At 67.1% G+C, this 25,941-nt stretch carries 26 protein-coding genes; 15 read left to right on the top strand and 11 right to left on the bottom strand.

Annotated elements, in window-relative coordinates; all coding sequences use genetic code 11:
• Positions 1–9: 9 nt before the first annotated feature.
• Positions 10–621: a thioredoxin domain-containing protein gene (locus ACYQ6W_RS07835; protein ID WP_459674601.1), complete on the bottom strand. Its 612-nt coding sequence runs from the start codon at positions 619–621 to the stop codon at positions 10–12.
• Positions 622–688: 67 nt separating this feature from the next.
• On the bottom strand, positions 689–1,180 hold the full coding sequence (locus tag ACYQ6W_RS07830; protein WP_459674600.1) for a DciA family protein: 492 nt from the start codon (positions 1,178–1,180) through the stop codon (positions 689–691).
• Between the two features lie 37 nt (positions 1,181–1,217).
• Between ACYQ6W_RS07830 and ACYQ6W_RS07825 the strand changes: the two genes are divergently transcribed.
• Together ACYQ6W_RS07825 and ACYQ6W_RS07820 are read left to right on the top strand one after the other, a co-directional pair.
• Positions 1,218–2,330: an A/G-specific adenine glycosylase gene (locus tag ACYQ6W_RS07825; protein WP_459674827.1), complete on the top strand. Its 1,113-nt coding sequence runs from the start codon at positions 1,218–1,220 to the stop codon at positions 2,328–2,330.
• 19 nt (positions 2,331–2,349) lie between these two features.
• Positions 2,350–3,459 (top strand): S-(hydroxymethyl)glutathione dehydrogenase/class III alcohol dehydrogenase, encoded by a 1,110-nt coding sequence (locus tag ACYQ6W_RS07820; protein WP_459674599.1) that lies wholly within the window; start codon positions 2,350–2,352, stop codon positions 3,457–3,459.
• 21 nt (positions 3,460–3,480) lie between these two features.
• Here ACYQ6W_RS07820 and ACYQ6W_RS07815 read toward each other — a convergent pair whose 3' ends face one another.
• Positions 3,481–4,584, bottom strand: a complete 1,104-nt coding sequence (locus ACYQ6W_RS07815; protein ID WP_459674598.1) for an AI-2E family transporter — start codon at positions 4,582–4,584, stop codon at positions 3,481–3,483.
• Positions 4,585–4,828: 244 nt separating this feature from the next.
• On the opposite strand from ACYQ6W_RS07815, the gene ACYQ6W_RS07810 reads away from it, so the two are divergent.
• The 4 genes from ACYQ6W_RS07810 to hisI all read left to right on the top strand — a co-directional run bounded on the left by ACYQ6W_RS07810 (position 4,829) and on the right by hisI (position 8,584).
• Positions 4,829–6,046: an MFS transporter gene (locus ACYQ6W_RS07810; protein ID WP_459674597.1), complete on the top strand. Its 1,218-nt coding sequence runs from the start codon at positions 4,829–4,831 to the stop codon at positions 6,044–6,046.
• A gap of 76 nt (positions 6,047–6,122) precedes the next feature.
• On the top strand, positions 6,123–6,971 hold the full coding sequence (gene sseA, locus ACYQ6W_RS07805) for a 3-mercaptopyruvate sulfurtransferase (RefSeq protein WP_459674596.1): 849 nt from the start codon (positions 6,123–6,125) through the stop codon (positions 6,969–6,971).
• Positions 6,964–8,178: a cystathionine beta-lyase gene (gene metC / locus ACYQ6W_RS07800; protein ID WP_459674595.1), complete on the top strand. Its 1,215-nt coding sequence runs from the start codon at positions 6,964–6,966 to the stop codon at positions 8,176–8,178. Before sseA ends, metC begins: the two co-directional genes overlap by 8 nt.
• Positions 8,171–8,584, top strand: coding sequence for a phosphoribosyl-AMP cyclohydrolase (gene hisI, locus ACYQ6W_RS07795; protein ID WP_459674594.1), 414 nt, complete (start codon positions 8,171–8,173; stop codon positions 8,582–8,584). The genes metC and hisI overlap by 8 nt, the downstream gene beginning before the upstream one ends.
• A gap of 8 nt (positions 8,585–8,592) precedes the next feature.
• Here the strand turns inward: hisI and ACYQ6W_RS07790 are convergent, their stop codons facing one another.
• The 3 genes from ACYQ6W_RS07790 to ACYQ6W_RS07780 all read right to left on the bottom strand — a co-directional run bounded on the left by ACYQ6W_RS07790 (position 8,593) and on the right by ACYQ6W_RS07780 (position 11,323).
• Entirely contained in the window at positions 8,593–9,237 is a 645-nt protein-coding gene (locus ACYQ6W_RS07790) for a LolA family protein (RefSeq protein WP_459674593.1), read from the bottom strand.
• 78 nt (positions 9,238–9,315) lie between these two features.
• Positions 9,316–10,296: a UDP-3-O-acyl-N-acetylglucosamine deacetylase gene (lpxC, locus tag ACYQ6W_RS07785; RefSeq protein WP_459674592.1), complete on the bottom strand. Its 981-nt coding sequence runs from the start codon at positions 10,294–10,296 to the stop codon at positions 9,316–9,318.
• A 181-nt stretch (positions 10,297–10,477) separates the two neighbouring features.
• The gene (locus ACYQ6W_RS07780; protein ID WP_459674591.1) at positions 10,478–11,323 is read right to left on the bottom strand and encodes an NUDIX hydrolase; all 846 of its coding nucleotides are present in this window, start codon (positions 11,321–11,323) and stop codon (positions 10,478–10,480) included.
• A 139-nt stretch (positions 11,324–11,462) separates the two neighbouring features.
• On the opposite strand from ACYQ6W_RS07780, the gene ACYQ6W_RS07775 reads away from it, so the two are divergent.
• From ACYQ6W_RS07775 to rpmB, 3 genes are all read left to right on the top strand, one after another.
• Positions 11,463–13,328, top strand: coding sequence for an ABCB family ABC transporter ATP-binding protein/permease (locus ACYQ6W_RS07775; RefSeq protein WP_459674590.1), 1,866 nt, complete (start codon positions 11,463–11,465; stop codon positions 13,326–13,328).
• On the top strand, positions 13,325–13,606 hold the full coding sequence (locus ACYQ6W_RS07770; protein ID WP_459674589.1) for a hypothetical protein: 282 nt from the start codon (positions 13,325–13,327) through the stop codon (positions 13,604–13,606). The genes ACYQ6W_RS07775 and ACYQ6W_RS07770 overlap by 4 nt, the downstream gene beginning before the upstream one ends.
• A gap of 138 nt (positions 13,607–13,744) precedes the next feature.
• Positions 13,745–14,038, top strand: coding sequence for a 50S ribosomal protein L28 (gene rpmB, locus ACYQ6W_RS07765; protein WP_459674588.1), 294 nt, complete (start codon positions 13,745–13,747; stop codon positions 14,036–14,038).
• Between the two features lie 51 nt (positions 14,039–14,089).
• Here the strand turns inward: rpmB and moaA are convergent, their stop codons facing one another.
• Positions 14,090–15,109: a GTP 3',8-cyclase MoaA gene (moaA, locus tag ACYQ6W_RS07760; RefSeq protein ID WP_459674587.1), complete on the bottom strand. Its 1,020-nt coding sequence runs from the start codon at positions 15,107–15,109 to the stop codon at positions 14,090–14,092.
• The gene (locus ACYQ6W_RS07755) at positions 15,109–15,291 is read right to left on the bottom strand and encodes a DUF3553 domain-containing protein (protein ID WP_459674586.1); all 183 of its coding nucleotides are present in this window, start codon (positions 15,289–15,291) and stop codon (positions 15,109–15,111) included. Before ACYQ6W_RS07755 ends, moaA begins: the two co-directional genes overlap by 1 nt.
• Positions 15,292–15,507: 216 nt before the next feature.
• On the opposite strand from ACYQ6W_RS07755, the gene ACYQ6W_RS07750 reads away from it, so the two are divergent.
• On the top strand, positions 15,508–16,410 hold the full coding sequence (locus tag ACYQ6W_RS07750) for a UDP-2,3-diacylglucosamine diphosphatase (RefSeq protein ID WP_459674585.1): 903 nt from the start codon (positions 15,508–15,510) through the stop codon (positions 16,408–16,410).
• A complete protein-coding gene (locus ACYQ6W_RS07745) occupies positions 16,407–17,495 on the top strand; it encodes a glycosyltransferase family 4 protein (RefSeq protein WP_459674584.1) in 1,089 nt (362 codons plus the stop codon). The genes ACYQ6W_RS07750 and ACYQ6W_RS07745 overlap by 4 nt, the downstream gene beginning before the upstream one ends.
• Before the next feature lie 371 nt (positions 17,496–17,866).
• Here the strand turns inward: ACYQ6W_RS07745 and ACYQ6W_RS07740 are convergent, their stop codons facing one another.
• Both ACYQ6W_RS07740 and zapE read right to left on the bottom strand, forming a co-directional pair.
• Positions 17,867–18,328, bottom strand: a complete 462-nt coding sequence (locus tag ACYQ6W_RS07740; protein WP_459674583.1) for a Panacea domain-containing protein — start codon at positions 18,326–18,328, stop codon at positions 17,867–17,869.
• A gap of 111 nt (positions 18,329–18,439) precedes the next feature.
• Entirely contained in the window at positions 18,440–19,615 is a 1,176-nt protein-coding gene (gene zapE, locus ACYQ6W_RS07735) for a cell division protein ZapE (RefSeq protein ID WP_459674826.1), read from the bottom strand.
• A gap of 162 nt (positions 19,616–19,777) precedes the next feature.
• Between zapE and ACYQ6W_RS07730 the strand changes: the two genes are divergently transcribed.
• The 4 genes from ACYQ6W_RS07730 to ligA all read left to right on the top strand — a co-directional run bounded on the left by ACYQ6W_RS07730 (position 19,778) and on the right by ligA (position 25,133).
• Positions 19,778–20,356 carry a cob(I)yrinic acid a,c-diamide adenosyltransferase gene (locus ACYQ6W_RS07730; RefSeq protein ID WP_459674582.1) on the top strand — a complete coding sequence of 193 codons (579 nt, stop codon included), beginning with the start codon at positions 19,778–19,780 and terminating at the stop codon, positions 20,354–20,356.
• Positions 20,357–20,420: 64 nt separating this feature from the next.
• Positions 20,421–21,332 (top strand): outer membrane protein assembly factor BamD, encoded by a 912-nt coding sequence (locus ACYQ6W_RS07725; RefSeq protein ID WP_459674581.1) that lies wholly within the window; start codon positions 20,421–20,423, stop codon positions 21,330–21,332.
• Between the two features lie 28 nt (positions 21,333–21,360).
• Positions 21,361–23,061 carry a DNA repair protein RecN gene (recN, locus tag ACYQ6W_RS07720; RefSeq protein ID WP_459674580.1) on the top strand — a complete coding sequence of 567 codons (1,701 nt, stop codon included), beginning with the start codon at positions 21,361–21,363 and terminating at the stop codon, positions 23,059–23,061.
• Positions 23,058–25,133, top strand: coding sequence for an NAD-dependent DNA ligase LigA (gene ligA, locus ACYQ6W_RS07715; protein WP_459674579.1), 2,076 nt, complete (start codon positions 23,058–23,060; stop codon positions 25,131–25,133). Before recN ends, ligA begins: the two co-directional genes overlap by 4 nt.
• A 53-nt stretch (positions 25,134–25,186) precedes the next feature.
• Here ligA and ACYQ6W_RS07710 read toward each other — a convergent pair whose 3' ends face one another.
• Complete coding sequence (locus tag ACYQ6W_RS07710) at positions 25,187–25,930, bottom strand: cyclase family protein (RefSeq protein ID WP_459674578.1); 744 nt, start codon at positions 25,928–25,930, stop codon at positions 25,187–25,189.
• Between the last annotated feature and the right edge of the window lie 11 nt (positions 25,931–25,941).

Below are 25,941 nucleotides of genomic sequence, written 5' to 3'. Positions count from 1 at the left end.
CTGCCGTTCTTACCCGGCAAGGCCGATGGCGGCGGCGAAGTCGTCGTACGACATGTCGCCGGCCTGGGTCTTGCCCTTGATGCGGAAGGAGGGAGTTGCTTCGATGTTGTACATCTTCTCGTCCGCCACCTGCTGGGTCTGAATCCAGTTCTTGAGCGCGTCGTCGCCCACTGCCTTGGTGAAGGTATCGTGGTTCATGCCGGCCAGGGCCGCCATCTTCCACAGCTCGTCCGTGTAGTTCACGCCTTGCGCGAAGGCCCAGGTGTCCTGGCTCGCGAAGAGGGCGGTGATGAAGGGGTAGTACTGGTCGGTCGGCAGGTAGCGGGCCACCATCGCGGCCTCCAGCGCCACCGCGTCGAGCGGGAAGTCATGATAGACGATGCGCAGCTTGCCGGGCTTCACCAGCTTTTCCATCACCTCGGGCATCGTCGTCATCGAGAAATGCGCGCAATGGGTGCAGGTGAGGGAGAAGAATTCGTCCACCGTCACCGGTGCGGTGGCGGAGCCGATGAAGCGCGGGCCTTCGGTGGCCGGCGCAGCATCGGCGAAGCTCATCGCCGGAAGGGCGGTGGCGCCCATCACGGCGGCGCCGGCGGTGAGAACGGAACGGCGAGAGATCATCACGGCTACCTTCAATATCTTGTGGTGAATAGCAGATCGGCCAACTAGCTGTCGATATTTCTATCGGTCAGCGCGGTTTCTGGCGGGCGGCAACCCGCTGCCCGAGACGCGCCAGCGCATCATGCAGCGGGCCTGGTGCAATCTCCGGCAGGGGCGGCGGTGGCGGCAGCGCCACCGGCCGCGGCGTCTTCGGCAAGGTCGAGAGGATGGGCATCGGCACGAAGCGGAGGCGCTGGATCGGCGCGCGGTCGCCGCTCGCGCCGAGATGGGTGTTCAGCCGCTCGATGAGCTGCGTGGACAGGTGCTGCAGTTCCATCGCGACCGGTCCCTGGCACCCGATGGTGAGTGTGCCGGCGGAGAGCTTCTGCGGCACCGTGCGCGGCCCGAGGACGGGCCCCATGATCTCCATCCAGTCGAGCATGATCTGGGCGGCGGCGGGGGAGCGGCGGCGGAAGCTCGCCCGGGTCACGCGCGGGATGATGCCGCCAAGCGGGCGCATGGCGAAGGCGCGGACGTCCTCGGGCGGCGGTTCCTTGCGTGCCGGGGCCTGCGGCGTCATCCTGCGCGCCGTGCCCTCGCCCCGCTCTTCCTCCCCCATGCGCTCCTCGCCCTCCGTCGCGCGCCTGCTCGATTGGTACGCACGGCATCGCCGCAGCCTGCCGTGGCGGGCAGAACCGGGTGAGGCCGCGGACCCGTATCGCGTCTGGCTGTCCGAAATCATGCTACAGCAGACGACGGTCGCTGCCGTCATCCCCTATTATGAACGTTTTCTAAGCCTGTTCCCCAGCGTTACGAGTCTGGCGGCGGCCGCGGACGAGACTGTGATGGCGGCCTGGGCCGGGCTCGGCTACTACGCCCGCGCCCGCAATCTGCTCGCCTGTGCGCGCGCAGTGGCGGCGATGGGGGGCAGGTTTCCCGCAAGCGTCGAAGGACTGCGAGCGCTGCCGGGCATCGGCGAGTATACCGCCGCGGCCGTCGGCGCCATCGCCTTCGGCCTGCCCGTGGTGCCGGTGGACGGCAATGTCGAGCGGGTCATGAGCCGGCTCTTCGCGATCGAGACGCCGCTGCCCCAGGCGCGCCCCGAGATCCGCGTGCGTGCGGCCTCCTTGATGGAGCAAGAGGCGGCGCGGGATGCACCGTCGGACACCGCGCAGGCGCTCTTCGATCTCGGCGCCACGCTCTGCACGCCCGCCAATCCCGCCTGCGCCCTCTGCCCCTGGAGCGACGCCTGCGCCGGGCGGGAGCGCGGGATCGCCGCCACGCTGCCGCGCAAGGCGCCGAAGGCCGCGCGGCCCATCCGTTTTGGCGCCCATTTCCATCTGACGGACGAGCAGGGGCGGCTGCTGTTGCGCCGCCGCCCCGAGAAAGGCCTGCTCGGCGGCATGGTGGAAATTCCCGGCACGTCCTGGCGCGCCGAGCCTTGGGAGCCCGCCGAAGCGCTGGCCGCGGCGCCCTTGGCCCAGGCGCCCTGGGTGAAGCTCGGCGAGGTGCGCCATGTCTTCACGCATTTCGAGCTGCGGCTCGTGGTCTATGGCGCGTCGGTCGTGGCCATTCCCGATGGCGCGATCGGGCAAGGCTTTCTCTGCCCGGCCGACGAGGTTGTGGCCCAGGCGCTGCCGTCTCTCATGGCAAAATGCCTGGCCTTGGGCCAAAAGACCGAAGCGCAGGCGGTGTCCGCCGCCCACCCGACCACCGACCTTCTCGTTTAGTCGTTCAGGGAGTGAGCCCATGAAAACCCGTGCCGCCGTTGCCCGCGCCAAGGCGCAGCCGCTCAGCATCGAGACGATCGACCTGGAAGGCCCCCGCGCGGGTGAAGTCCTGGTCGAGATCAAGGCGACCGGCATCTGCCATACGGACGAGTTCACCCTCTCGGGTGCCGATCCGGAAGGGCTCTTTCCCTCCATCCTCGGCCATGAGGGCGCGGGTGTGGTGGTGGATGTGGGCCCTGGCGTCACCAGCCTGAAGAAGGGTGACCACGTCATTCCGCTCTACACGCCGGAATGCCGTAACTGCGAATACTGCCTCAGCCGCAAGACCAATCTCTGCGTCGCCATCCGCAGCACGCAAGGCCAGGGGCTGATGCCGGACGGCACCTCGCGCTTCTCCTGCGAGGGCGAGCCGATCTACCACTATATGGGCACCTCGACCTTTTCGAACTTCACCGTCCTGCCCGAGATCGCGCTCGCCAAGATCCGCGAGGACGCACCTTTCGAGAAGGTCTGCTACATCGGCTGCGGCGTCACCACGGGCATCGGCGCCGTCATCAATACGGCGAAGGTGGAGCCAGGCGCCAAGGTCGTGGTCTTCGGCCTGGGCGGCATCGGGCTGAACGTGGTGCAGGGTGCCAGGCTCGCCGGCGCCGAGATGATCGTGGGCGTGGACCTCAACCCCGGCCGCGTGCCGATGGCCGAGAAATTCGGCATGACGCATTTCGTCAACCCAGCCGAGGTCGAGGGCGATCTGGTGCCCTATCTCGTCAACCTCACCAAAGGCGGGGCAGATTACAGCTTCGAATGCATCGGCAACGTGAAGGTGATGCGCCAGGCGCTGGAATGCGCGCATCGCGGCTGGGGCAAGTCCATCATCATCGGCGTGGCGCCCGCCGGGGCGGAGATCAGCACACGGCCCTTCCAGCTCGTCACCGGCCGGCAGTGGCTGGGCACCGCCTTCGGCGGCGCGCGCGGGCGGACAGATGTGCCGCGTATTGTTGACTGGTACATGGACGGCAAGATCAATATCGACGATCTGATCACCCATGTTCTGCCCTTCGAGCAGATCAACGAGGGTTTCGATCTCATGAAGCGCGGCGAGTCGATCCGGACCGTCGTCACCTACTGACCGGCAGACGGCCGGTGGGGATCAGCCCTGCCGGCCGCGACCGAAGGGGGTGACCCGCTTCGGCCGGCTCGCGGCCTCTACCGCGGCCACCCGGTCTTCCGGCACGCCACGGGAGAATTCCTCGGCCAGGATGAAGCCCACGCCGAGCAGGACCGGGCCCAGGAAGACGCCGAGGATTCCGAAGGCGAGCGCCCCGCCGAGCACGCCGAGTAGCACCAGGATGAAGGGTAGGTGCGCGCCACGGGCGATGAACCAGGGGCGCACCAGGCTATCGGCGATCGAAATGCCGATGCCGCACCAGGCGGCAAGGGCGAGCCCCGCGACGTCCGATCCCGAACTCAGCAGCCAGATCGCCGCGGGCACCCAGATCAGCGCGCCGCCGCCCGGCACGAGCGAGAAGAAGGTGCCAGCCAGCGCCAATGGCGCCGCATTGGGAACGCCGCTCACCCAGAGGCCGAGGCTGAGCATCACCCCCTGCACGAGAGCGGTGCCGAGAATGCCGTAGACCGCGCCCCGCACCGTGGCGCCCACGATCCCCAGAAGCCGCTCCGCCTGGTCACCGATGATCCGCGTCAGGATGCCGGCGATGCCGTGGGCCAGCCCGTCGCCATAGAGAAAGAAGAAAAAGGCGATGAAGAGGGCGAGCCCCATCCGGACGATGCCGTCGGTGATCGCCATCAGCAGGTGCAGCCCTTCCTTCGCGGCGAAGCCCATATAAGGATGGATCGCCGCCTGCAGGCTTTCGAGATCGGCCGACCAGTGGTTCCAGACGTCGGCCACCGTCGTGCCGAACAGCGGCAGGGCCGCGACCCAGGCAGGAGCCGGGGGCAGGCCGAAGATCAGCACTTCGTTGATCATGCGGCGCAGATTGGCCGCGTTCTGCAGACCGCTCTCCGCGATCAGAGAAAGGGGCAGGAGAATGAAGAGGGCCGCCATCAGAATCATGACGAGGGCGGCGAGGCCGCGCGACAGGCGCAACTGTGCCCTGAGACGGACATAGATGGGCCAGGTGATGAAGGTCAGGATCGCGGCCCAGGCAATCGCGGCGATGAAGGGCTGCAGCACGGTGAAGCAGCCGGCGAACAACGTGCCGAGCAGCACCCAGATGAGCAGTCGTTCGGTCACGGGGTGCGGATTCCTTGCAGCGAGCGGGGTATTCTCGCTCTGTACAGCATATTCGTGGCAGGGGGCAGAGCGTGCCTGCGCGTCTGCAACATCGGCCGGCGCCATGGCCGGTGGCAGCCTCCGCAGGGCCGCATGCGGTCTGTCGAGAATATGAGTTGAGAGCGCACGTCCAGACCGTCAGTCTGCCGCTGATGGGAACCATCAACCGCAAGACCCTCCGTCTGCCGAAGGCGGGCAACTGACCTTGGACCGCGCAGGCGGGGCGGGTGGTGGGCCTGCCGGTTTCCAAGGGGCGCGTGCGCCGGTCGCGGCGGCGCGCGGTACCGGCCTCGCGCTCTTTGCCCTCATGCTGGCGAGTTTCGGCATCGGCACCGGCGAATTCGTCATCGTCGGCCTTGTGCCCAGCCTCTCGTCCGGGCTTCACGTATCGGTCCCGACCGCCGGTCTGCTCATCTCGGTCTATGCGCTGAGCGTCGCCTTCGGCTCGCCCCTCGTTGCCGCACTCCTCTCCTCGATGCCGCGCCGGCAGGCGCTGGTGCTGCTAATGGGCGTATTCCTGGCGGGGGATGTGGCTTGCGCCGTGGCGCCCGGCTTCGGGGTCCTGATGACCGCGCGGGTGGTGACGGCGCTCGCCCATGGCGCCTTCTTCGGTACGGCGGCGATCGTCGCCGGACGGCTGGCGCCGCCCGGCAAGGCCGTCCGGGCGGTCGCGCTGCTCTTCACCGGCATGACGGTCGCGAACGTCATCGGGGTGCCGGCCGGCACCTGGATCGGACAGATCGCGGGCTGGCGCGTGACCTTTGCGCTGGTGGCGGTTCTGGCGGCCGCGGCGCTGCTCGCCATGTTACTCTGGATGCCGCGGGAGCTGGGGCGCGGCGAGGGCGGGATCAGGCAGGAACTCACCGCACTGCGGCAACCCCAGATCTGGCTTGCCATGCTGATCAGCGCGCTGTCCTCGGCCGCGCTGTTCACGGTGCTGAGCTTCCTGACGCCGCTGCTGGAGCGGGAAGCGGGCTTCGCGCCGCATGGCGCAGCCTGGGCGCTCTTCGTCTTTGGCGCCGGGCTCACCGTAGGTGGCCTCGTCGGTGGGCGCTTCGCGGACCGTCACGCCTTGCGGGCGATCCGCGCTTTGCTGGTCGTGGACGCCGTGGCCCTGATCGGGCTCGGCCTGCTGGTGCGGAGCGGGCCGCTGGCCCTGATCGCCATCTTCTTCTGGGGCGTCGCTGCCTTCGCGCTGGTGCCGCCTCTGCAGCAGCGGGTGGTGGCAGAAGCACAGGATGCGCCGCAGCTCGCCTCCACGCTCAACCAGTCTGCCTTCAATCTGGGCGACGCCGCGGGGGCCGCGCTGGGTGCGGCGATCCTGGGCGGGGGCTTCGGCTATATCTGGCTACCGGCAATCGGTGCCATCGTCCTCGGCCTCGCGCTCGTGCCGGCGTGTCTGAGCAGGGCCGCGCCGCGCTAGCATCGATCGTCTTCGGCGACCCTTGCCCCTCGGGAAGGGCAGGAGGAAACTAGCGGCCTCATGGAGGGAGACGCCGATGACCCCGCTCGTCAGCACCGAATGGCTCGCCGACTACCTCGGCGACGCCGACATCATCCTCTGCGACTGTTCCTTCTATCTGCCGAATGACCCACGTGACGCCCAGGCCCTCTTCACCGAGGCGCGCATCCCGGGCGCAAGGTTCTTCGACATCGATGCGATCAAGGACACGGCGACCGACCTGCCGCACATGCTGCCGCGGCCGGAGGCGTTCGCTGCGATGATGGGCGCCCTCGGGATTGGGAACGACAGCCGCGTGATCTTCTACGATCAGCTCGGCTTGTTCTCCGCGGCGCGCGGCTGGTGGATGCTGCGTGCCATGGGGCATGACCGCGCGGCGGTGCTCGACGGCGGCCTGCCCAAATGGCGCGCCGAAGGCCGGCCGCTGGAGAGCGGCCCCGCCGCGGCGCCGACACCCGCCCGGTTCAGCCCCGCTTTCCGGCCCGAGCGCGTGCGCGACCTCGCCGCCATGCGCGACATCGTGAGCGATGGCTCGGCCCTCGTTCTGGATGCACGGCCGGCCGGCCGCTTCCAGGGCACGACCCCCGAGCCACGCCCCGGCATGCGCGGCGGCCATATGCCCGGCGCGCACAACATCCCCTTCAACGACCTCCTGGCCGCCGACGGGACGATGCTGCCGGCCGAAGGCCTGCGCGCGCGCTTCGCGGCCGAAGGGGCGGATGGCAGCCGACCCGTGGTGACGAGCTGCGGCACCGGCGTCACCGCCGCCGTGCTGACGCTCGGCCTCGCCGTCGCGGGGTTGCCCGAAGGCGCGCTTTATGATGGGTCTTGGACCGAATGGGGCAGCCGCCCCGACACGCAAGTGGAATCCCGCACCGATGGCTGACATGGACGACCGGCTGCCCGAAGGGCAGCGCTTCGCGACGCGACTGACGCAGATGGGGCGCCCCGGTGCCCGCGTGCATGGCTTCGTCAATGCGCCGCTGGTGCGCGGCTCCACCGTGCTGCACCCCGACCTCGCGCATCGCAAGAGCGTCGGCGGCCAGCACTACGAGCAGGCGATGATCTACGGCACGCACGGCACGCCCACGCATTTTGCGCTGGAGAATGCCATCGCCGAGATCGAGGGCGGCACGCGCTGCCAGATCGTCTCCTCTGGCCTCGCCGCCATCACCACGCCGCTGCTCGCCTTTCTCAAGACCGGCCAGCATCTGCTGGTGCCGGACAGCGTCTATGGCCCGACCCGCCGCTTCTGCAACGGCATGCTGGCCGGTCTCGGGATCACGACGACCTATTACGACCCGCTGATCACCGCCGAAGCCCTCGCCGGCCTGTTCCGGCCCGAGACCGCGGTGCTCTTCCTCGAAAGCCCGGGCAGCCATACCTTCGAGGTGCAGGACGTGCCGGCGCTTGCGGCGGTCGCCCATGAGAAGGGCTGCGTCGTCATGATGGACAACACCTGGGGGCTGCACTTCTTCCAGCCCTTCCGCCATGGTGTGGACGTCTCCATCCAGGCGGCAACCAAGTATATCGGCGGTCATTCCGACATCATCCTCGGCTCGGTGACCGTCGCCGAGGACGCGCATTGGCGCCAGCTGCGCGATGCGGCGACCGCGCTCGGCCAGTTTGCGAGCCCGGACGACTGCTGGCTGGCGCTGCGCGGCATCCGCACGCTGGGCGTGCGGCTCGCGCATCAGATGCAGCAGGGCCTACACATGGCGCGCTGGCTGGAAGCGCGCCCGGAAGTGGCGCAGGTGCTGCACCCGGCCCTGCCGGGTGCGCCTGGCCATGAGTTCTGGAAGCGCGACTTCACCGGCGCCTCCAGTCTGTTCGGCGTGGTGCTGAAGCCGGAGTTCGGAGTCGATGCCGTCTCCGCCATGATCGACGGCATGACGCTCTTCGGCATCGGCGCGTCCTGGGGCGGGTATGAAAGCCTGATCCTGCCGACCTCGGGCACGATCTCCCGCAGCGCCGGCACCGGTGTCTTCGGCGGCGAGATCATGCGGCTGCACATCGGGCTCGAGGATCTGGCGGACATCAAGGCGGATCTCGAACGCGGCTTCGCCCGGCTGCACGAGGTCTCCGGTGTCTGACATTTCGGAGGCCACCATCGCCGAGACGCTGTCCGCCATCGCCTTCAACGCGGATGGCCTGGTCGCGGCCATCGCCCAGGCCGAAGGCACGGGCGAAGTGCTGATGATGGCCTGGATGAACCGGGAGGCGGTGGAAGAGACGCTCGCCACCGGCCGCGTCTGCTATTTCAGCCGCAGCCGGGGCAAGCTCTGGCGCAAGGGTGAAAGCTCAGGCCAGCGACAGCATCTGGTGGAGCTTCGCGTCGATTGCGATGGCGACACGCTGCTGCTGGTGGTGCGGCAGGAGGGCGTCGCCTGCCATACGGGCCGGCGCTCCTGTTTCTACCGGGCGGCGCGTCCGGAGGGGTTCGTCACCATCACCGAACCCGAAATCTCACCCGAAGCCCTCTACGGACACGGGCACTAGCCTCTCGCTCAGTGGTTCTCGAACTGGGGGCCGACGAAGGTGAACATGCTGTCGGGGTAATTCCCGCCATAGGTCACGTCGTAGAGGCTGATCTGCGTCTTCTTGCCCTGCGCATCGGTGATGATCCAGCTGCGCAGCGTCAGCGGATCGGTGGCGAAGATCAGTGTGATCGTGCCCCCCTGCGGCTTGTCGCTGCGGACGATGGAGAGCTGGATCTGGCCCGGTGCGCGGGCGATGCCGGTGACGGTCACCTTGCCCGACAGCTTCAGATTCTTCTCGAGCAGCAGGCCGAGCGGCGTCGAGGAGAGGAAGATGTTCGTCGTCTGCTTCACCGCCGGATCGTAGAAGACGAGCAGCCCGTGGCCAGCGACGAGCAGCATGCGGTCCGGCGGATCGTATTCGAAGCGCATCCGGCCGGGCCGATGCATCCAGACATTGCCGCCGATCGAATTGCCCTGGGCGTCCACCTGCAGGAAGCGCGCCTTCAGGCTTGTGATGCCGTTGAGATAGGCCTCGATCTTGGCGATGTCGGCCTGATCCTGCGGCGTGGTTGGGGGGGAGGCGGTAAGCTGCGCATGCGCGGCAGGCGCCCCGAGCAGGGCGACGGGCAGCGCGAGGAGGGGCAGCCAGGCGAAAAGCGTGCGACGGTTCATGGACCCCGATGTGGCATTGCCGCGCGGTCTTGAGAAGACGTCTGTGATGTCGGCTGGATTACGGAAAAGCAGGGTGGTTCAGGCAGCCGCCGGCATGCGCAGCGGCAGCTGCATCGCACCGCTGTAGGAGGGGGCGTGCAGGCCCGTGGCCGTCACGTGCCGGAAGGCGGTGGCATCCGCGAAAAGGGCGCGCAGCAGGAGATTGTTCAGCCGGTGGCCAGAGCGGCTGCCGGTGAAGCGGCCGATGAGCGGGCCGCCGGCAAGGGCGAGGTCGCCCACCGCGTCCAGCACCTTGTGGCGCACGAATTCCTGCGGCACCCGCAGACCCTCGGGGTTGAGGATGCGGCTCCCCTCGACCACCAAGGCATTGGCAAGGCTGCCGCCGCGGGCGAGGCCCGCTGCCTGCAGCTGCTTGATCTCCTGCGCCAGGGCGAAGGTGCGGCAGCGCGCAAGTTCGGCGCGGAAGCTGTCCTCCGTCAGACGGAGATCGAAGCTCTGCTGGCCGATGGCCGGAGCAGAGAAGTCGATCGACATAGACAGGTCGAGGCCGAGCCAGCTGCGGCCGGCGGGAAGCGGCTCGAGGGTGGCGGTTGCGCCATTCTCCGATACGGTGATGGGCTTCAGCACCTCGATCATGTCACGCGGCGCGGCGAGATCGGCGATGCCCGCACAGTCGATCAGAAAGAGGAAGGGCGACGCGGAGCCGTCGAAAATCGGGATTTCCGGACCATCCACTTCGATGATGGCATTGTCGATTGCGCAGGCGGCGAGCGCGGCCATGATGTGCTCGATGGTGCCGACGGTCGCTTCCGGATGGCCGGGCGCGGAGAGCTTCGTGCAGAGGCGGGTATCGGTCACGAGATCGAAGCGGGCGGGCAGGTCGATGCCCAGATCCGTACGACGGAAGACGATGCCCGTGCCGGCCGGCGCAGGCTTGAGCACGAGCCGGGTCTCGCGACCGCTGTGCAGGCCGGTGCCCTGGCAATCAATCGCGTGACGCAGCGTGCGGGACGCCGCGGGAATTGCCGTCTCGGTATAATGGTTCGGCAATCCGTCCATACCCCTGGTCTCCACATTCAAGACCCGCGGGCATGCCTTCAGGCACCGCCACACGGGTTCAGACGTAATCTTAACCTGGGGATCAGAGAAGCATTCTGGGATGGCAACCGCCAGTCAATGATTGTTGCCCAGTGTTACCGCATAACCGACTGTTTTTAAAAATTTTTGATTCAGTCGACCGTCATTGTTGCGAAAGCGCAGCGCGGAGCCGGGCGGCGCCGGCCGCATCTTTGACCAGGCCTTGGCGCAGGAAGAGGTCGATCAGCACCAGGTTGACGTTGAACTTGAAGTCCTCGGTCTCGACCACGGCCTCGAAGGCCCGCGCGATCGGCCAGAGCTCGAAGCCGGCGACCTCGCCGTCGCTCGGCCGCGGGGTGAAGTCCTCCGGCAGATCGAGGTCGTAGCAATGCAGCAGGTCGCGACGCAGCCCTTCCTGCCGCTCCATGTCGTAGCGGATGTGCCCGACGGCGACCGCCGATCGCGCCAGCTCCGCCGGCACAGCCGCTTCTTCCTCCGCTTCCTTGAGCAGCGTTTCCTCCGGGCTCATGCCCGCCGAGACGCCGCCCGCCACGATGTGGTCGAGCTTACCGGGGTCGAGCAGCTTGTCCTGCGCCCGCCGCGCGACCCAGAGGTGAAGCCCGTCCGCGCGGCGCACGAGGCCGTTCAGATGCACGCCGTAGGAGATGGTCCCGAAGAGCGGAACGGCGCCGCGGTCGACCTGGGTGAGGGCCGGCCCGGTGTCGCTCGCGCGCACGTCGAACGCCTCGTCGCGCCAGCGGAACCAGGTCGCCTCGCAGAGAGCCTTGGCAATGGCCGGCAACTCTGCCGCGCGGTCCGCGGGCAGGGTGACGCCGCCGCCGGCGTCGCGGTCGAGACCCGCGGTCTCCGCCAACGCTTCGGCAAAGGCAGGCTTCAGCCAGCCAACAGCATGGTCGCCGATGCGGAAGGGCAGACGCTCGCCCGGCAAGATCGCGTTGTGCGCGGCCTCGATATGCCGCAGTAGTTTTTCGGTGACGCGATCAGCCATGATCAAGAAGCCTTTGCATGGGGCGGGGGGCGGTGCCACATGCGCAGCCATGGCATCTACACCCGCATCGAATCCATTAGGGGAGGGCGCGGCCGCCGCGCCTCCCGTCGACAAGGATACGGCGTTCCGGACAATCCGGATGTTGCTTCCTTACCTGTGGCCGGCGGGCGACGCCATGGCGCGGCTGCGGGTCGTTCTGGCCTTCGCTTGCCTCATCCTGGCCAAGGTCGCGACGATTTACGTGCCGATCTTCTATGCCCGCGCGGTGGACCATCTGGCCCCGAAGGCCGCGCATGCGGTGGGCGGCAGCGCGGCGGCTGCGGCCGTCATCACCGTCCCACTGGCCCTCATCATCGGCTATTGCATCCTGCGCATCGCCTCGGGGGCTTTCGCGGAGCTGCGCGATGCCGTCTTCGCCTCGGTCCAGCAGCATGCGGTGCGCCGCATCGCGCTGCAGACCTTCGAGCACATGCACAAGCTGTCCCTGCGGTTCCATCTGGATCGCCACACCGGCGGCCTGTCCCGCGCCATCGACCGTGGGACGCGCGGAATCGAGCAGGTGCTGCGCTTTGCCGTCTTCAACATCCTGCCGACGCTGCTCGAAATGTTGCTCGTCGTCATCGTCATGTGGCGCATCTTCGACTGGCGCTATGCGGCGATCGTGGTGGTGGCCGTCGGTCTCTACGTCGCCTTCACCCTGTCCTTCACCAATTACCGCGTGCGCTTCCGCCGGCTGATGAACGACTCCGATTCCGACGCGCAGACCAAGGCGGTGGACAGTCTGCTGAACTACGAAACGGTGAAGTATTTCGGCAACGAGGCGCTGGAAATCGATCGGTTCGACAAGGCCCTGGCGCGGTACGAGCGCGCGGCCGTGCGGTCCCAGGTGACGCTGAACTTCCTCAACATCGGTCAGACCGTGATCATCGCGCTCGGCCTGGGCGCCATCATGCTGCTGTCGGCACAGGAGGTCGCGGCCGGCCGGATGTCGGTCGGGCGCTTCGTGCTCGCCAACACCTATCTGATGCAGCTCTATACGCCATTGAACTTCCTCGGCTTTGTCTATCGCGAGGTGAAACAGGGGCTGGTCGATACCGAGCACCTCTTCAGCTTGATGCGCGTGGGCGCCGAGATCGAGGACGCGCCGGGCGCCCAGCCGCTGCGCACCGCCGGGCGAACGGCAGCGCTCAGCTTCGAAGACGTGCACTTCGGCTACAATGCCGACCGGCCCATCCTGCAGGGCGTGAGCTTCCAGATTCCCGCCGGCGGCAATCTGGCGATCGTGGGGCCCACCGGCGCCGGCAAATCCACCATCACCCGGCTGCTCTTCCGTTTCTACGACATCGGGTCCGGCAGCATCCGGATCAACGAACAAGACATCCGTGACGTGACGCAGGACAGCCTGCGCGCGGCCATTGGCGTGGTGCCGCAGGATACCGTGCTGTTCAACGACACCATCCGCTACAACATCCGCTATGGCCGGCCGGACGCGAGCGATGCAGAGGTGGAGGAGGCCGCGCGGCTCGCCCAGCTGCACGACTTCATCCTCGCTTTGCCGCAAGGCTACGAGACGAAGGTGGGCGAGCGCGGGCTGAAGCTCTCAGGCGGCGAGAAGCAGCGCGTCGCCATCGCACGCACTCTGCTGAAGAACCCGGCCGTGCTGATCCTGGACGAGGCGACGAGCGCGCTCGACACCCGCACCGAACAGGAGATTCAGGCGGCGCTCCGCGCCATCGCCCAGAACCGCACGACGCTGACCATCGCCCATCGCCTCTCCACGGTGGTGGACGCGGACGAGATCATCGTGCTCGAAGCTGGGCGGGTTGCCGAGCGCGGCAGCCACTGGAATTTGCTCAGCCGAGGCGGCATCTATGCCCGCATGTGGGCCGCCCAGGCCGAGCAGGAGGAGGGGGCCGAAGCCGAGCGGACGGTCAACGCGGAAGCGGTTGCCCTTGCCGAACGCACCTCCTCCGCCCCGCAATCCACGAAGGAAGTCACACCATGAGCTCCAGCGACGACCGCTCCGATCTGTCCGACATCGCCCAGGCTGCGCCGGAGCTGCGCCATGCGGGCGCCGTGGTGGACCAGGCGATCGAATACCTTCTGAAGGAGAAGGTGGACGCCATCTCCATCGCCTCTGCCCTGCTGGGCGGGGCGCTCGGCATGTTGTCGATGAATCTCGACCGGGATCAGGTTCTGGCGGTGCTGGATCAGGCCCGCGCTAGCGTCTCCTCGGGCGAGATGGAAGGCCTGTCCCACCCGCCTGCGCAGGGACATGCCTGATCCCTTCCCGGCGGGCGTCGGAATCGGGCGGGACGGCTTGACGTTACAGTCCGGTTTCGCCATAAGCCCGCCTCCGTCGGGAAGCCGCGCTCCCCTTTCGCGCGCGGCGTGACCCGCTTGATGTGTTCGAGGTTTCCTATGTCCCGTCGCTGCGAGATCACCGGCAAAGGCGTTCTGTCTGGCAACAACGTCAGCCACGCCAATAACAAGACCCGCCGCCGCTTCCTGCCCAACATTCAGGACGCGTCCGTGATGTCCGATATTCTCGGCGCCCCGGTGAGCCTGCGCGTCACCGCGCGCGGCCTGCGCACGATCGAGCACAAGGGCGGCATCGACGCCTTCCTGCTCGGCACGCCGACGGCGAAGCTCTCCGCCGAGGCGAAGGTGCTGAAGCGCCGCGTCGAGCGCGCCGCCGCCCGTAAGAGCGCCTAAGACCTCTCCAGGAGTGCCCCGGCATTTGCCGGGGTTTTCGACCCGAGCCGATCAGCCGCCCGTCATACTCATGTGACGGGCTAGCTGTTTTTGGGCCGGTGCGTCGCTGATGATGAAATCGTGCTTGCGCGGCTTGCGGGCGATCGCCTCCCGCAGGATGGCCTCCATCTCCGCGTCGGAGGCTCCCTGGCGGAGTGGTGTGCGCAAATCCGCCTGGTCTTCCTGGCCGAGGCAGAGGAAGAGCGTGCCGGTGCAGGTCAGCCGCACACGGTTGCAGGCATCGCAGAAATGGTCGGTGAGGGGCGTGATGAAGCCGATCCGCCCGCCCGTTTCCGCCACTCGCCAATAGCGCGCGGGGCCCGGTGCCACACCCGTCTCACCCGTCTCTGCGTCACGCCGCAAGGTCCAGTGCGCGCCCAGCCGCTGCCGGACGGTGGTGAGCGGCAGATAATGCTCCACCCGGCTCTCGCCGGTCTCGCCCAGCGGCATGGTCTCGATCAGGCAGAGGTCGAAGCCCTCCCGCCCGCACCACATCAGCAGATCGTCGAACTCATCCTCGTTGAGGCCGCGCAATGCCACGGTGTTGATCTTGATGCGGAGGCCTGCGGCCTTGGCGGCGGCGATCCCCTCCAGCGTCTGTTCCAGCCGGCCGCCGCGGGTGATGGTGCGGAACCGCTCGGCCTGGAGCGTATCGAGGCTGACGTTGATGCGGCGCACCCCGGCGGCCACCAGCCCCTCGGCATGACGTGCCAGCTGGCTGCCATTGGTGGTCAGCACCAGCTCTTCCAGCCCGCCTGGCCCGATCTCGGCGCCCAGCGTCGCGATCAGCCGCATGACGTCCCGCCGCACCAGCGGCTCGCCCCCGGTGATGCGGAGCTTGCGGGTGCCGAGGCGGATGAAGAGCCGGCCCAGCCGCTCCAGCTCCTCGAAAGTCAGCAACTCCTCCCGCGGCAGGAAGGTCATCTGCTCCTGCATGCAGTAGAGGCAGCGCAGATCGCAGCGGTCCGTCACCGAGATGCGCAGGTACGAAATGGTCCGGCCGAAGGGGTCGATCAGCGGTGAGGCGGCCATCACTCATCCACCAGTTCGAGGGAGACGACCTGGGCATTGATCAGCCGCTTGCCCGCTTCCTCGAAGTTCACGGTGATGCGGTCGTTGACGACCGACTGCACCTGGCCGATGCCCCAATCGGGGCAGGCCGGATGGCGCACCCAGGCACCCGGTTCGATGAAGAGAAAGCGGCGATCGGTCATCGGCGGAGGCGAGCCCTCTTGCGGTTCTGAAACCCATACGCTGGGCGCGGCCGAATGGTAACGACCTCAGGCGGCGAAGGCCAATCGGCCCGCCCCCGACACATTTGGGCAATCAATGTGACGTTTTGAGTGGTTCATTCAAGTGTCACTGGGGTGTGAGGCGTCGAAGCACTAGGGGGATGCGCGACCGGACATTCGAAAACGCGAGTCGCGCCCATGAATGACGTGCCCTTTGCTCCTCGTCCGCAGCGCACCAACGCGCAATCGGCCAAGGCACCGCTCTACCGTTCCGTCTTCATTTCCGACGTGCATCTCGGCACCAAGGGAAGCAAGCCGGAGATGCTGAACGACTTCCTGGCGGATGCGACCTGCGAGCGGCTCTACCTCGTGGGCGACATCATCGATGGGTGGCGCCTCCGCCGCTCCTGGTTCTGGGACCAGCACCATGATGCCGTGCTACGCACGATCCTGCGCCACGCCAAACATGGGGCCGAGGTTATCTACATCCCCGGCAATCACGACGAGATGATGCGCGCCTGGCTGCCCCTGGGTCTCGAAATCGCCGGCGTCCGCCTCGCCGAAGAGGCTGTCCACGTGACGGCGGACGGCAAGCGCCTGCTGGTGATCCACGGCGATGCCTTCGACAGCGTGGTGCGCTACGCCAAATTCCTCGCCCATCTCGGAGACCAGGCTTACACGATGGCGCTGGTCGCCAATCGCTGGTTCAACTGGGGCCGCCGCCATCTCGGCTATCCCTACTGGTCGCTCTCCGCCTGGCTGAAGCGCCAGGTGAAGGAAGCGGTGAAGTTCATTGACAGCTTCGAGGTGGCGCTGGCCCAGGAAGCCCGCACCCGCGAGATGGATGGCGTGATCTGCGGCCATATCCACCATGCCGAGATGCGGCTGATCGGCGAGACCCGCTACTACAATACCGGTGACTGGGTAGAGAGCTGCACGGCGCTGGTGGAGCATCACGACGGGCGCTTCGAGCTGATCGACTGGCCGAGTGTGCTGCGCCAGAGCGTGGCGCCGGCGCCGGCCCGGCGCTCCGCCAAGGCCGCTGCCGATGCGATCCTGCCTGGCGCCGAGGCCGATCTGGCCGAGCCGATGCCGGCATGACGGCCTGGCCCAGCCGCGTCGCCATCGTCTCGGATGCCTGGCATCCGCAAGTCAATGGCGTGGTGCGCAGCCTCGGGCAGATCGTGGCGGAGCTGCAGGCGCGGGGCATCGCGGTCGAGGTCTTCGGACCGGACCGATTCCGCACGCTGCCTTGTCCCTTCTATCCCGAGATCCGGCTGGCCCTGATGCCAGGGTCCGGCTTGCGTCGCATGCTGGAAGACTTCGCCCCCGACGCGCTGCATATCGCGACCGAGGGGCCGCTCGGCCTCGCCGCGCGGCGCTGGGCGCGGCAGCGGGGGCATGCCTTCACCACCTCCTTCCACACCCGCTTTCCGGAGTATGTGGCGGCCCGCCTGCCGCTACCCCGCATCTGGACGGAGCGCGTGGTCTACCGCTGGATCCGGCGCTTCCATGGCGCTGGCTCCGCCGTGATGGCTGCAACCCCGAGCCTCATCCGGGAATTGCGCCAGCGTGGCTTCGGCAATGTTTGCCATTGGAGCCGTGGCGTGGACACGCAGAGCTTCCACCCCGGCCTGCGCCGGGAGGATAGCGACCTGCCGCGGCCGATCTTCCTCTATGCCGGGCGTCTCGCGGTCGAGAAGAACATCGAGGCTTTCCTCAAGCTCGATCTCCCTGGCTCTAAACTCGTGGTGGGCGACGGGCCGGATCGCGCGCATCTCGAGCGGCGTTTTCCCGAGGCCCGCTTCACGGGCATGCTGAAGGGCGAAGCGCTGACGACGGCTTATGCCTCGGCCGACGTCTTCGTCTTTCCGAGTCGGACGGACACCTTCGGCCTGGTGATGCTGGAAGCCTTGGCCTGCGGCACCCCCGTCGCGGCCTATCCCGTCACTGGCCCGCGGGACGTGTTGGGCGGCGCGGCCGAACCCGTGGGTGGCCTCAACGACGATCTGCGCGCCGCAGCGCTCCAGGCGCTGACGGCGGACCGCGCCGCCTGCCGGCGCTTCGCCGAAGGCTATTCCTGGGCGGCGGCGAGCGCGATGTTCCTGCGCAATCTGGTGCCGATGGCGGCAAAGCGTAGTTACGCTCGTCCCTTAGCACGCAACGGGTTGTCTCTTGCTCGATAGTCCATCGTGTGCGTGGGCGCGTCTGCTAACGGATATGCTCAAAGGACTACTGCTCTACCTCAGCGGAGGGGGAGGCGCTTTGCTTCGTCTGAGAAAACCGATTGAAGCACTGAACAAGGAATACATATACCCACGGAACTTCCAGCCATCGCGCGCAGCCAATAAGAAACACGAGTGATATCAGTATTATAAAGGCGTTAGGCAGCACTGTTCCTTCGAATTTAAAAAGGATGCAATCAATCAGAACGGTAACGCCCAACAGCCAAAAAAACCGTTCAATTTTACGCTGGGCCTTCTCTTCCTCCAGTCGCGATTCTAACGCAGCAGCACTTAAAGCACTTGGAGTAGACTCCTTAAGCGCAAGCAGTTGATCAATTCGGCTGGAGATGTCCTGCGGTGATTCGGGCCCGGCATTCATTGATGATAGCCTCGTCAGGAATTTTAATTCCACGAACGCCAGGGATGTAATGCGCGGCCCATGCGCCCCTTTCCCAGTGAGTTATTTCTACAAGTTCTCCAGGAGGAACAGCAAGTAGATCACGGCAAACATCTGCCAGATATTCCCGTCGTTTACTGCTTGCAGCAAAAGGTCGGGCATCTGGAAATACGTCCTGGATCGGCGCTTTGCCAAACATCCTCACCTGCTTGTAGACTTGCGGAGCTACAGGGCCATAGTCCCAGGCTTCGAAATGCAAATCCACCAATCGCTCGCCTTCCATACCCAGGAAGGCCATTTGGCCGACGTACAAAAGCTTCTGCAGTTGCAGATTGGTTACCTGCCAGTTGCCAGTTTCACAGATAAATTTGCAAACCGAATCGGGCCGGGCGACCATTTTTAAAAATCCCAACTTGGCTCCAAAAGGTCAGCCAACTCATTTCCCTATTACATTAACAAAAGGGGTAAATACAGCTCTCAAAGCTGGCTTTGCCCCAAAAGGCGATCATCAGGTCAGATGGGAGAGGGCGAAATAATCCTCGGTCCGCATTTCCATCAGCCGCGAGGCCGTGCGCTCGAAGGCGATCGCGCCTTCGCCGGCGGGATAGAGGGCATCCGGTTCGGCGGCGGCCGAGGCCACGAGCTTCACCCGGTGATCGTAGAGATTGTCGATCAGATTGATGAAGCGCCGGGCCTCGTTGTGGTTCTCGGGCGTGAGCAGGGGGATGTCGTCCAGCACCACGGTCTGGAAATGGGTGGCGATTGCGAGATAGTCCCCCGCGCCGAGATTGCGCGCACAAAGATCGGGGAAGGCGAAGCGGGCGACGCCGCCCGCCGCCTGCGGCACGTCCAGCGCCCGGCCCATGACAGTGAGCCGGACGGGGCTGACCGGCTTGCCTTCGCTCATCGTGGTGAAGGCGCGGTCGAGCGCCGCCCGGGCGCGGGGACCGGCCGGCACGTGCCAGGTCTCACCCGTCGCCTCGCGCAGCCGCCGGTAATCCTGCTGGGATTCCAGCACCAGCACGTCGAGATGCTGCTTCAGCACGGCGATGAAGGGTAGGAAGGCATCACGCCCGGGTTGGCCGCGAAAGAGATCGTCGGGCACGGTGTTGGAGGTCGCGACCACGACGACGCCACGCTCGAACAGCGCCTCGAAGAGACGGCCGAGCATAATGGCGTCGGCGATGTCGTTGATTTGGAACTCGTCGAAGCAGAGTAGGATGGCTTCCTCGGCGACCCGGTCCGCGAGCGGGGGAATCGGGTCCTCGCCACCCGGATTGGCCTGCTTCCAGGCGTGGATGCGCTGATGGGATTCCTGCATGAAGGCGTGGAAGTGGATGCGCCGGCGGCGCGGCACTTCGGCGGTCGCGAAGAACATGTCCATCAGCATGGATTTGCCGCGCCCGACCTCGCCGACCAGATAGAGGCCGTTGATCTGATTGCCCGGCGCTTCGTCCACCGGCTTGCGGCGCAGAAAGCGGCCGAGCAGGGTCTTGCGGGCGAGGCGGGGCGGCGGGTCGTAATGGCGCAGCTTGGACCAGAGAGCCTGCAGCCGCTCGGCGGCTGCCACCTGGACCGGGTCGGAGACGACGCGCTTTTCGGCGACGGCATGGCGATAGACGGCGAGCGGACCATCCCCCAGCGGGGCGCCGCTCAACAGGTCAAAGGCGACTGGCTGGGTCATGTCCATGCTGCGCCGCACATATCGGGCTGTCGGCCGGCCGACAATCGCTTTCACGGCAAACCTTCCCCGCCGTTGGAGCGGCCCGCGGCTGCGGGTGCCGTGACAGTGCGGGAGCATCGGGCTATTCCGGCGACAGGTGAGTGAGACGCGGGTGAGAACGGCATGACGGTACGGATCGACCGGGTTGTGACGCGCGGCGGCGACAAGGGCGAAACTTCGCTGGGCGACGGCACGCGCGTGGGCAAGGACGCGCCCCGTGTGGACGCCTTGGGCGCGGTTGACGAGGCGAATGCCGCTATCGGCCTTCTGCGCCTGCACACGGCTGATCAGCCGGAGGCCGACGCCATGCTGGCCCGTATCCAGAACGACCTCTTCGATCTTGGCGCCGATCTTTGCACGCCGGAGCCGGCGCCCGGAGAGGAGACCTCGCGTCCGCGCCTGCGCGTGACCGAGGCAGCCGTACTCCGCCTGGAAGCCGAGGTCGCGGCGATGAACGCAGTGCTGCCGCCGCTGACGAGCTTCGTGCTGCCTGGCGGTACGCCGGCGGCGGCCCATGCCCACCTTGCCCGCACCCTGGCGCGCCGGGCGGAGCGCCAGGCCGTGGCGCTCGCGGCGCTCGAACCGCTCAACCCGCTGATCCTGCTGTTTCTGAATCGGCTGTCAGATCACCTCTTTGTCCTCAGCCGCAGCCTCAACGCGGGATCGGGGCGCGAAGTCGTGTGGGTGCCGGGCGGCCGGTGACCGCATGAAAATGCAGCATCGCAGGGTCTTCGCGTGGGGCCTGGAATGGTATAAGTCGCCGAGCATGTCACAGCACCGCCGGATTCTTCCGATCGTCCTGATCCTGGCACCGGCACTTGCCGGTTGCGGGCTCTTCAAATCCGGCCCGACGGCCGAGCAGATTTCGGCGCGCAACGCGCATCTGCCGCCGGAGGTCGTCTACAACAACGGCATCAACGCCCTGCAGAAGCAGGACTATCAGGCCGCGGTGAACGACTTCAACGACATCGAGCAGAACACGCCCTATTCGCCCTGGGCCACGAATGCGCAGCTGATGCACGGCTATACCGAGTATCTGCGCAGCCACTACACCGACGCGATCAGCGCCCTGAACCGCTACATCGACCTGCATCCGGCGGACCGCGACATCGCCTATGCCTATTACCTGCGCGCCCTTTGCTATTACGAGCAGATCTCGGACGTGCAGCGTGAACAGGCAACGACGCAGCAGGCGATCGACGCGCTGCAGGAAGTGGTCAACCGCTTCCCGAACTCCGCCTATGCCCGCGATGCCCAGCTGAAGATCGACCTCGGCGAGGACCAGCTTGCGGGCCATGAGATGGTGGTGGGCAAGTGGTACGAGAAGCAGCATCTCTATGCCGCTGCCATCGGCCGCTATCAGGTCGTGATCAACAACTACCAGACGACGAACCACACGGCCGAAGCGCTGGAGCGTCTGGTCGAGGTCTATCTGAAGCTCGGCATGACGGACGAAGCCCGGCGCACCGCCGCGGTGCTGGCCTACAACTATCCGGGCAGCAAATGGTATCAGGAGGCCTACAGCAAGCTCGCCTCGGCCGACGTGATCAACCGCCGGACGGGTGACGTCGCGACGTCCGACACCGACACCACGGCCGAGACCGGCAGCATGGCTGGAACCTCGGTGAAGACGCCGCCGCCGAAATCCTCCGGCGGGTTCTTCGGCTGGCTGTTCTGACCGCCCGTCCTGTGACGGGATAAGCGCCATGCTGAGTGCGCTGTCCATCCGGGACGTGGTGCTGATCGACCGTCTCGACCTGACCTTCGGCCCTGGGCTGACGGTGCTGACGGGCGAGACGGGTGCCGGCAAATCCATCCTTCTCGATAGTCTTGGCCTCGCGCTGGGTGACCGCGCGGATAGCGGCCTGGTGCGTGCCGGCCAGGAGCAGGCGACGGTCACCGCCTTCTTCACCCCGGCCCTCTCCCATCCCGCTTTCGCGTTGCTCGCCGAACAGGGGCTGGAGGCGGAGGACGAGATCGTCATTCGCCGCCTAGTGCAGAAGGACGGCCGGTCCCGCGCCTTCGTCAATGATCAGCCGGTGAGCGCCGGGTTGCTGCGCCGGCTGGCGGCGCTTTTGGTGGAGGTGCAGGGCCAGCATGACCAGATCGGCCTCGCCGATCCGACGGCGCACGGGCCCTTGCTTGACAGTTTCGGTGTGCCGGCGAAGGTGACGGAAACCGTCGCCGGCACCTGGGGGCGCTGGCGCGACAGACTGGCCGCTCTGGGCGCCGCGCGGCGGGCGCTGGCTGAGGCCCAGGCGGATGAGGAATGGCTGCGCCACGCGGTAGGCGAACTCAACGATCTCGCGCCCGAAGCGGGGGAGGAGGAGGCGCTGGCCCAGGCGCGGCACGCCATGCAGCAGGCGGCCCGCCGGGCGGAATCGATTGCGGCGGCACTCGCCGAGATTGCGCCACGCGAACGCCGCAACCCCGGGCCGGCTGCCGCCTTGCGGGCCGCCGCCCGCAGCCTGCAGCGGCTGCTGCCGAGCAGCCTGTCTGACCCGCAGCCGGGGGACAATCCGCTGGCACCGGCGCTGGCCGCCATCGACCGGGCGGAAGAGGCGATCGCCGAGGCCGAGACCCTGCTTGCCCGCCTCTCGCATGAAGCCGAGGCCGATCCGCGCGAGCTGGAGCGGGCGGAGGAACGGCTCTTCGCGCTGCGGGCCGCTGCCCGCAAGCATGGCGTGCGGGTGGCCGAACTGCCGGCCCTCCGCGACCAGCTCGCGGCCCGGCTCGCCGCGCTCGACACGGGGTCTGCGCATCTTGTCGAACTGGAGGCCGCCGTCGCCGAGGACCGCGCGGCCTATCTCGCCGCCGCTGAAGCGCTTTCGGCCGCCCGCCAGAAAGCGGCGAAGCGTCTGGAAGCCGCGATCATGGCGGAGCTGCCGCCGCTCAAGCTGGAGCGCACGCGCTTCGTCGTGGAGATCGCGGCGCTCCCCGAAAGCGGCTGGGGCGCGCGGGGCGTCGAATCCATTCGCTTCCTGATTGCGACCAATCCGGGCCAGGCGCCCGGCGCGATCGACCGAATTGCCTCAGGCGGCGAATTGTCCCGCCTCATGCTGGCGCTGAAGCTTGTGTTGAGCCGAGGCTCGGCGGTCGGCACCCTCGTGTTTGACGAGGTCGATTCCGGCATCGGCGGCGCGACTGCGGCCGCCGTGGGCGAACGGCTTGCGCGGCTCGCGCGCGACGTCCAATTGCTCACGGTGACGCACAGCCCGCAGGTCGCGGCCCGTGGCAATGCCCATCTCAGGGTCGCCAAGAGCGTGCAGGGTGGGCGGAGCGCGACGCGGGTGGAGCCGATGACGGGCGAAGCGCGGCGTGAGGAAGTGGCCCGCATGCTGGCGGGCGAGGAAGTGACGGAGGCCGCGCGTGCGGCGGCCGACAGCCTGCTGGGGAACGCCGCATGAGCCGGAAACCAAAAACCAAGGGCACCGAGGCGCTGCGGGCAGAGTTGACGAGCCTCGCGATGAAGGTCGCAGCGGCGGATGTCGCCTATCACCAGAAGGACGCGCCCGAGGTTACGGACGCGGAGTATGACGGGTGGCGCCGGCGCTATAACGAGATTCTGGCCGAGCATCCCGATCTCGCCGAGGCTGGGTCGCCCGCCGAAAACGTGGGTGCGACGCCAGCGGCCGGTTTCCGCAAGCACCGCCACGGCATCCCCATGCTGTCGCTGGACAACGCCTTCGGCGTGGAAGACTTCACGGAATTCGAGGCGCGCATCCGCCGCTTCCTCGGTCTCAAGGACGAGAGCGCCCTGCGCTTCGTCGCCGAGCCCAAGCTCGACGGGCTGTCCCTCTCCATCACCTACGAGAACGGCGTGCTGGTGGCGGCGGCGACGCGCGGGGACGGTTTCGAGGGTGAACTCGTGACCGAAAATGTCCGCACCCTCAAAACCGTGCCGGAACGGCTGCATGGAGCGGCGCCTGCACGGATGGAAATCCGCGGCGAAGTGCTGATGACGAAGGCGGATTTCCTGGCGCTGAACGCAGCGCAGGAGGCGGCGGGCGAGCGGCTTTTCGCCAATCCGCGTAACGCGGCGGCGGGCTCGCTTCGTCAGCTCGATGCGCGCATCACGGCCGCCCGCCCACTCTCCTTCTTCGCCTATGCCGTGGGCGAGGCGAGCGAGGAGATCGCGGACAGCCATTGGGAGTTCCTGGCGCGGCTGGAGAGTTGGGGATTTCAGGTCAACCCGCTGCGGCGGCAGGTCTCGGGCGGGGCGGAGGCGGAAGCCTTCCAGACCGAGATGGGCATGGGCCGCGCCGATCTGCCTTATGACATCGACGGCGTGGTCTACAAGATCGACGACGTGACGCTGCAGCGGCGTCTGGGCTTCGTCGGTCGCGCGCCGCGCTGGGCGATCGCCTGGAAATTCCCCGCCGAACAGGCGGTGACGCGGCTGCTCGCGATCAACATCCAGGTCGGGCGGACGGGCGCGCTGACGCCGGTCGCCGAGCTTGAGCCCGTCAACGTCGGCGGCGTGCTGGTCAGCCGGGCCACGCTGCACAACGAGGACGAGATCGCCCGCAAGGACGTGCGGGTGGGCGACACGGTGATGCTGCAGCGCGCGGGCGACGTGATCCCGCAGATCCTAGGCATCGTGCCGGAGAAGCGGCCCGAAGGCACCGAGCACTGGACGCCACCGGACCATTGCCCGGTCTGCGGTTCGCTCGCGCTTCGCCCGCCGGGGGAGGTGGTGCGGCGCTGCACCGGCGGGCTCATCTGCGAAGCCCAGCAGGTGGAGCGGCTGATCCATTTCGTCTCGCGCGGGGCCTTCGATATCGAGGGACTGGGCGATAAGACCATTGCCGAATTTCACGCCGACAAGCTGGTCGCGAGCCCGGTCGACATCTTCCACCTGCCCGAGCATGAGGCGGAGATCGCCAAGCGCGAGGGCTGGGGCGCCCTGTCGGCCGCGAACCTCTCCCGCTCCATCGCGGCCAGGCGGACCGTGCCGCTCGCGCGCTTCATCTACGCCCTCGGCATTCGCCGCATCGGGGAGACCAACGCCAAGCTGCTCGCCCGCCACTACGGCGGCTTCATCCAGTGGCGGCAGGAGATGCTGGCGGCGCGTATCGTCGGCTCCGATGCCCGGCTGGCGCTTGGCTCCATCCTCGGGATCGGGCCGGCGGTCGCGGAAGAACTGGTGGAGTTCTTTTCCGAAGAGCGCAACGTGACGGTGCTGGATCAGCTCGCGGCGGAGCTGACGATCGAGGATGCCGAGAGTGCCGGGGCCGACAGCCCGCTCGCCGGCAAGACCATCGTCTTCACCGGCGGGATGGAGAGCATGACTCGGCCCGAGGCGAAGGCGCGCGCCGAGCAACTCGGCATGCGGGTGACAGACAGTGTCTCCAAGAAGACCGATTACGTCGTCGCCGGGGCCGATGCGGGCTCGAAGGCGAAGAAGGCGGCGGAACTCGGCATCACCGTGTTGGACGAAGCCGCCTGGCGCGACATGGCCGGATTACCGCCGGTATGACCGGTATGGTGGGCTTGGCGAAGCTGAGCCCACCATACGTCGGATGATCGTTGCTAGACGATGGCGAAGACGCGGGCCGGGAAGCCGGAGCCGCCGCGCGGCTTCGGCCAGGTGGCGACGATCAGCGCGCCGGCCTCCGGAACCTCCGCCAGATCGGCCATAAGCTCGATCTGCCAGCGGTCCTGCGCGAGGACATAGGTTTCGAGCGAAAAATCGCCGGCCGAGGTGGCGAGGCCGGGATCAGTATCGGTCGTCTCGTGACCGACGGCCGCGACGCCCCGATCTTCGATCAATAGGCGCAGCACCTCGGTCGACCAGCCGGGGTAATGCGCGCGGCCGTCCGTATCCTTGTTCGCCATGGCGGCGCCATCCGGCCAGCGCTTCGACCAGTCGGTGCGCAGCGCCACGAAGCTGCCGGCGGGAATGCGCCCGTGCCGTGCTTCCCAGGCTTCGACATCCGAACGCTGGGGCGTCGCATCGGCGTCCTCGGCGGCGCGCGCGCTGATGTCGAGCACCACGAGCGGCAGGATCATCTCGGAGACGGGGAGCTGGTCCAGGCTGCGGCCGCCCTCGATGAAATGCACCGGCGGATCGACATGCGTGCCCCACTGCCCGACATGCGTGTAGCGATGCACCTGAAAGCCGTGACCGAGGCTGTAGTCGAAATGGAAGTCCTGCGTGCCATCAGGGAAGTCGGGGAATTTCGGCTGCCCCGGATGGAAGGCGTGGGTGAGATCGACGAAGCGGCGGGGCGCGATCTCACGCGCGAAGAGATCCCAGAGCGGATGGGCGGACAAAACGGTCTCCT

It is taken from the genome of Acidisoma sp. 7E03 (assembly GCF_054665075.1).
Note: the sequence above shows the minus strand (reverse complement) of the source record. Positions and strands in the feature narration are given on the sequence as shown.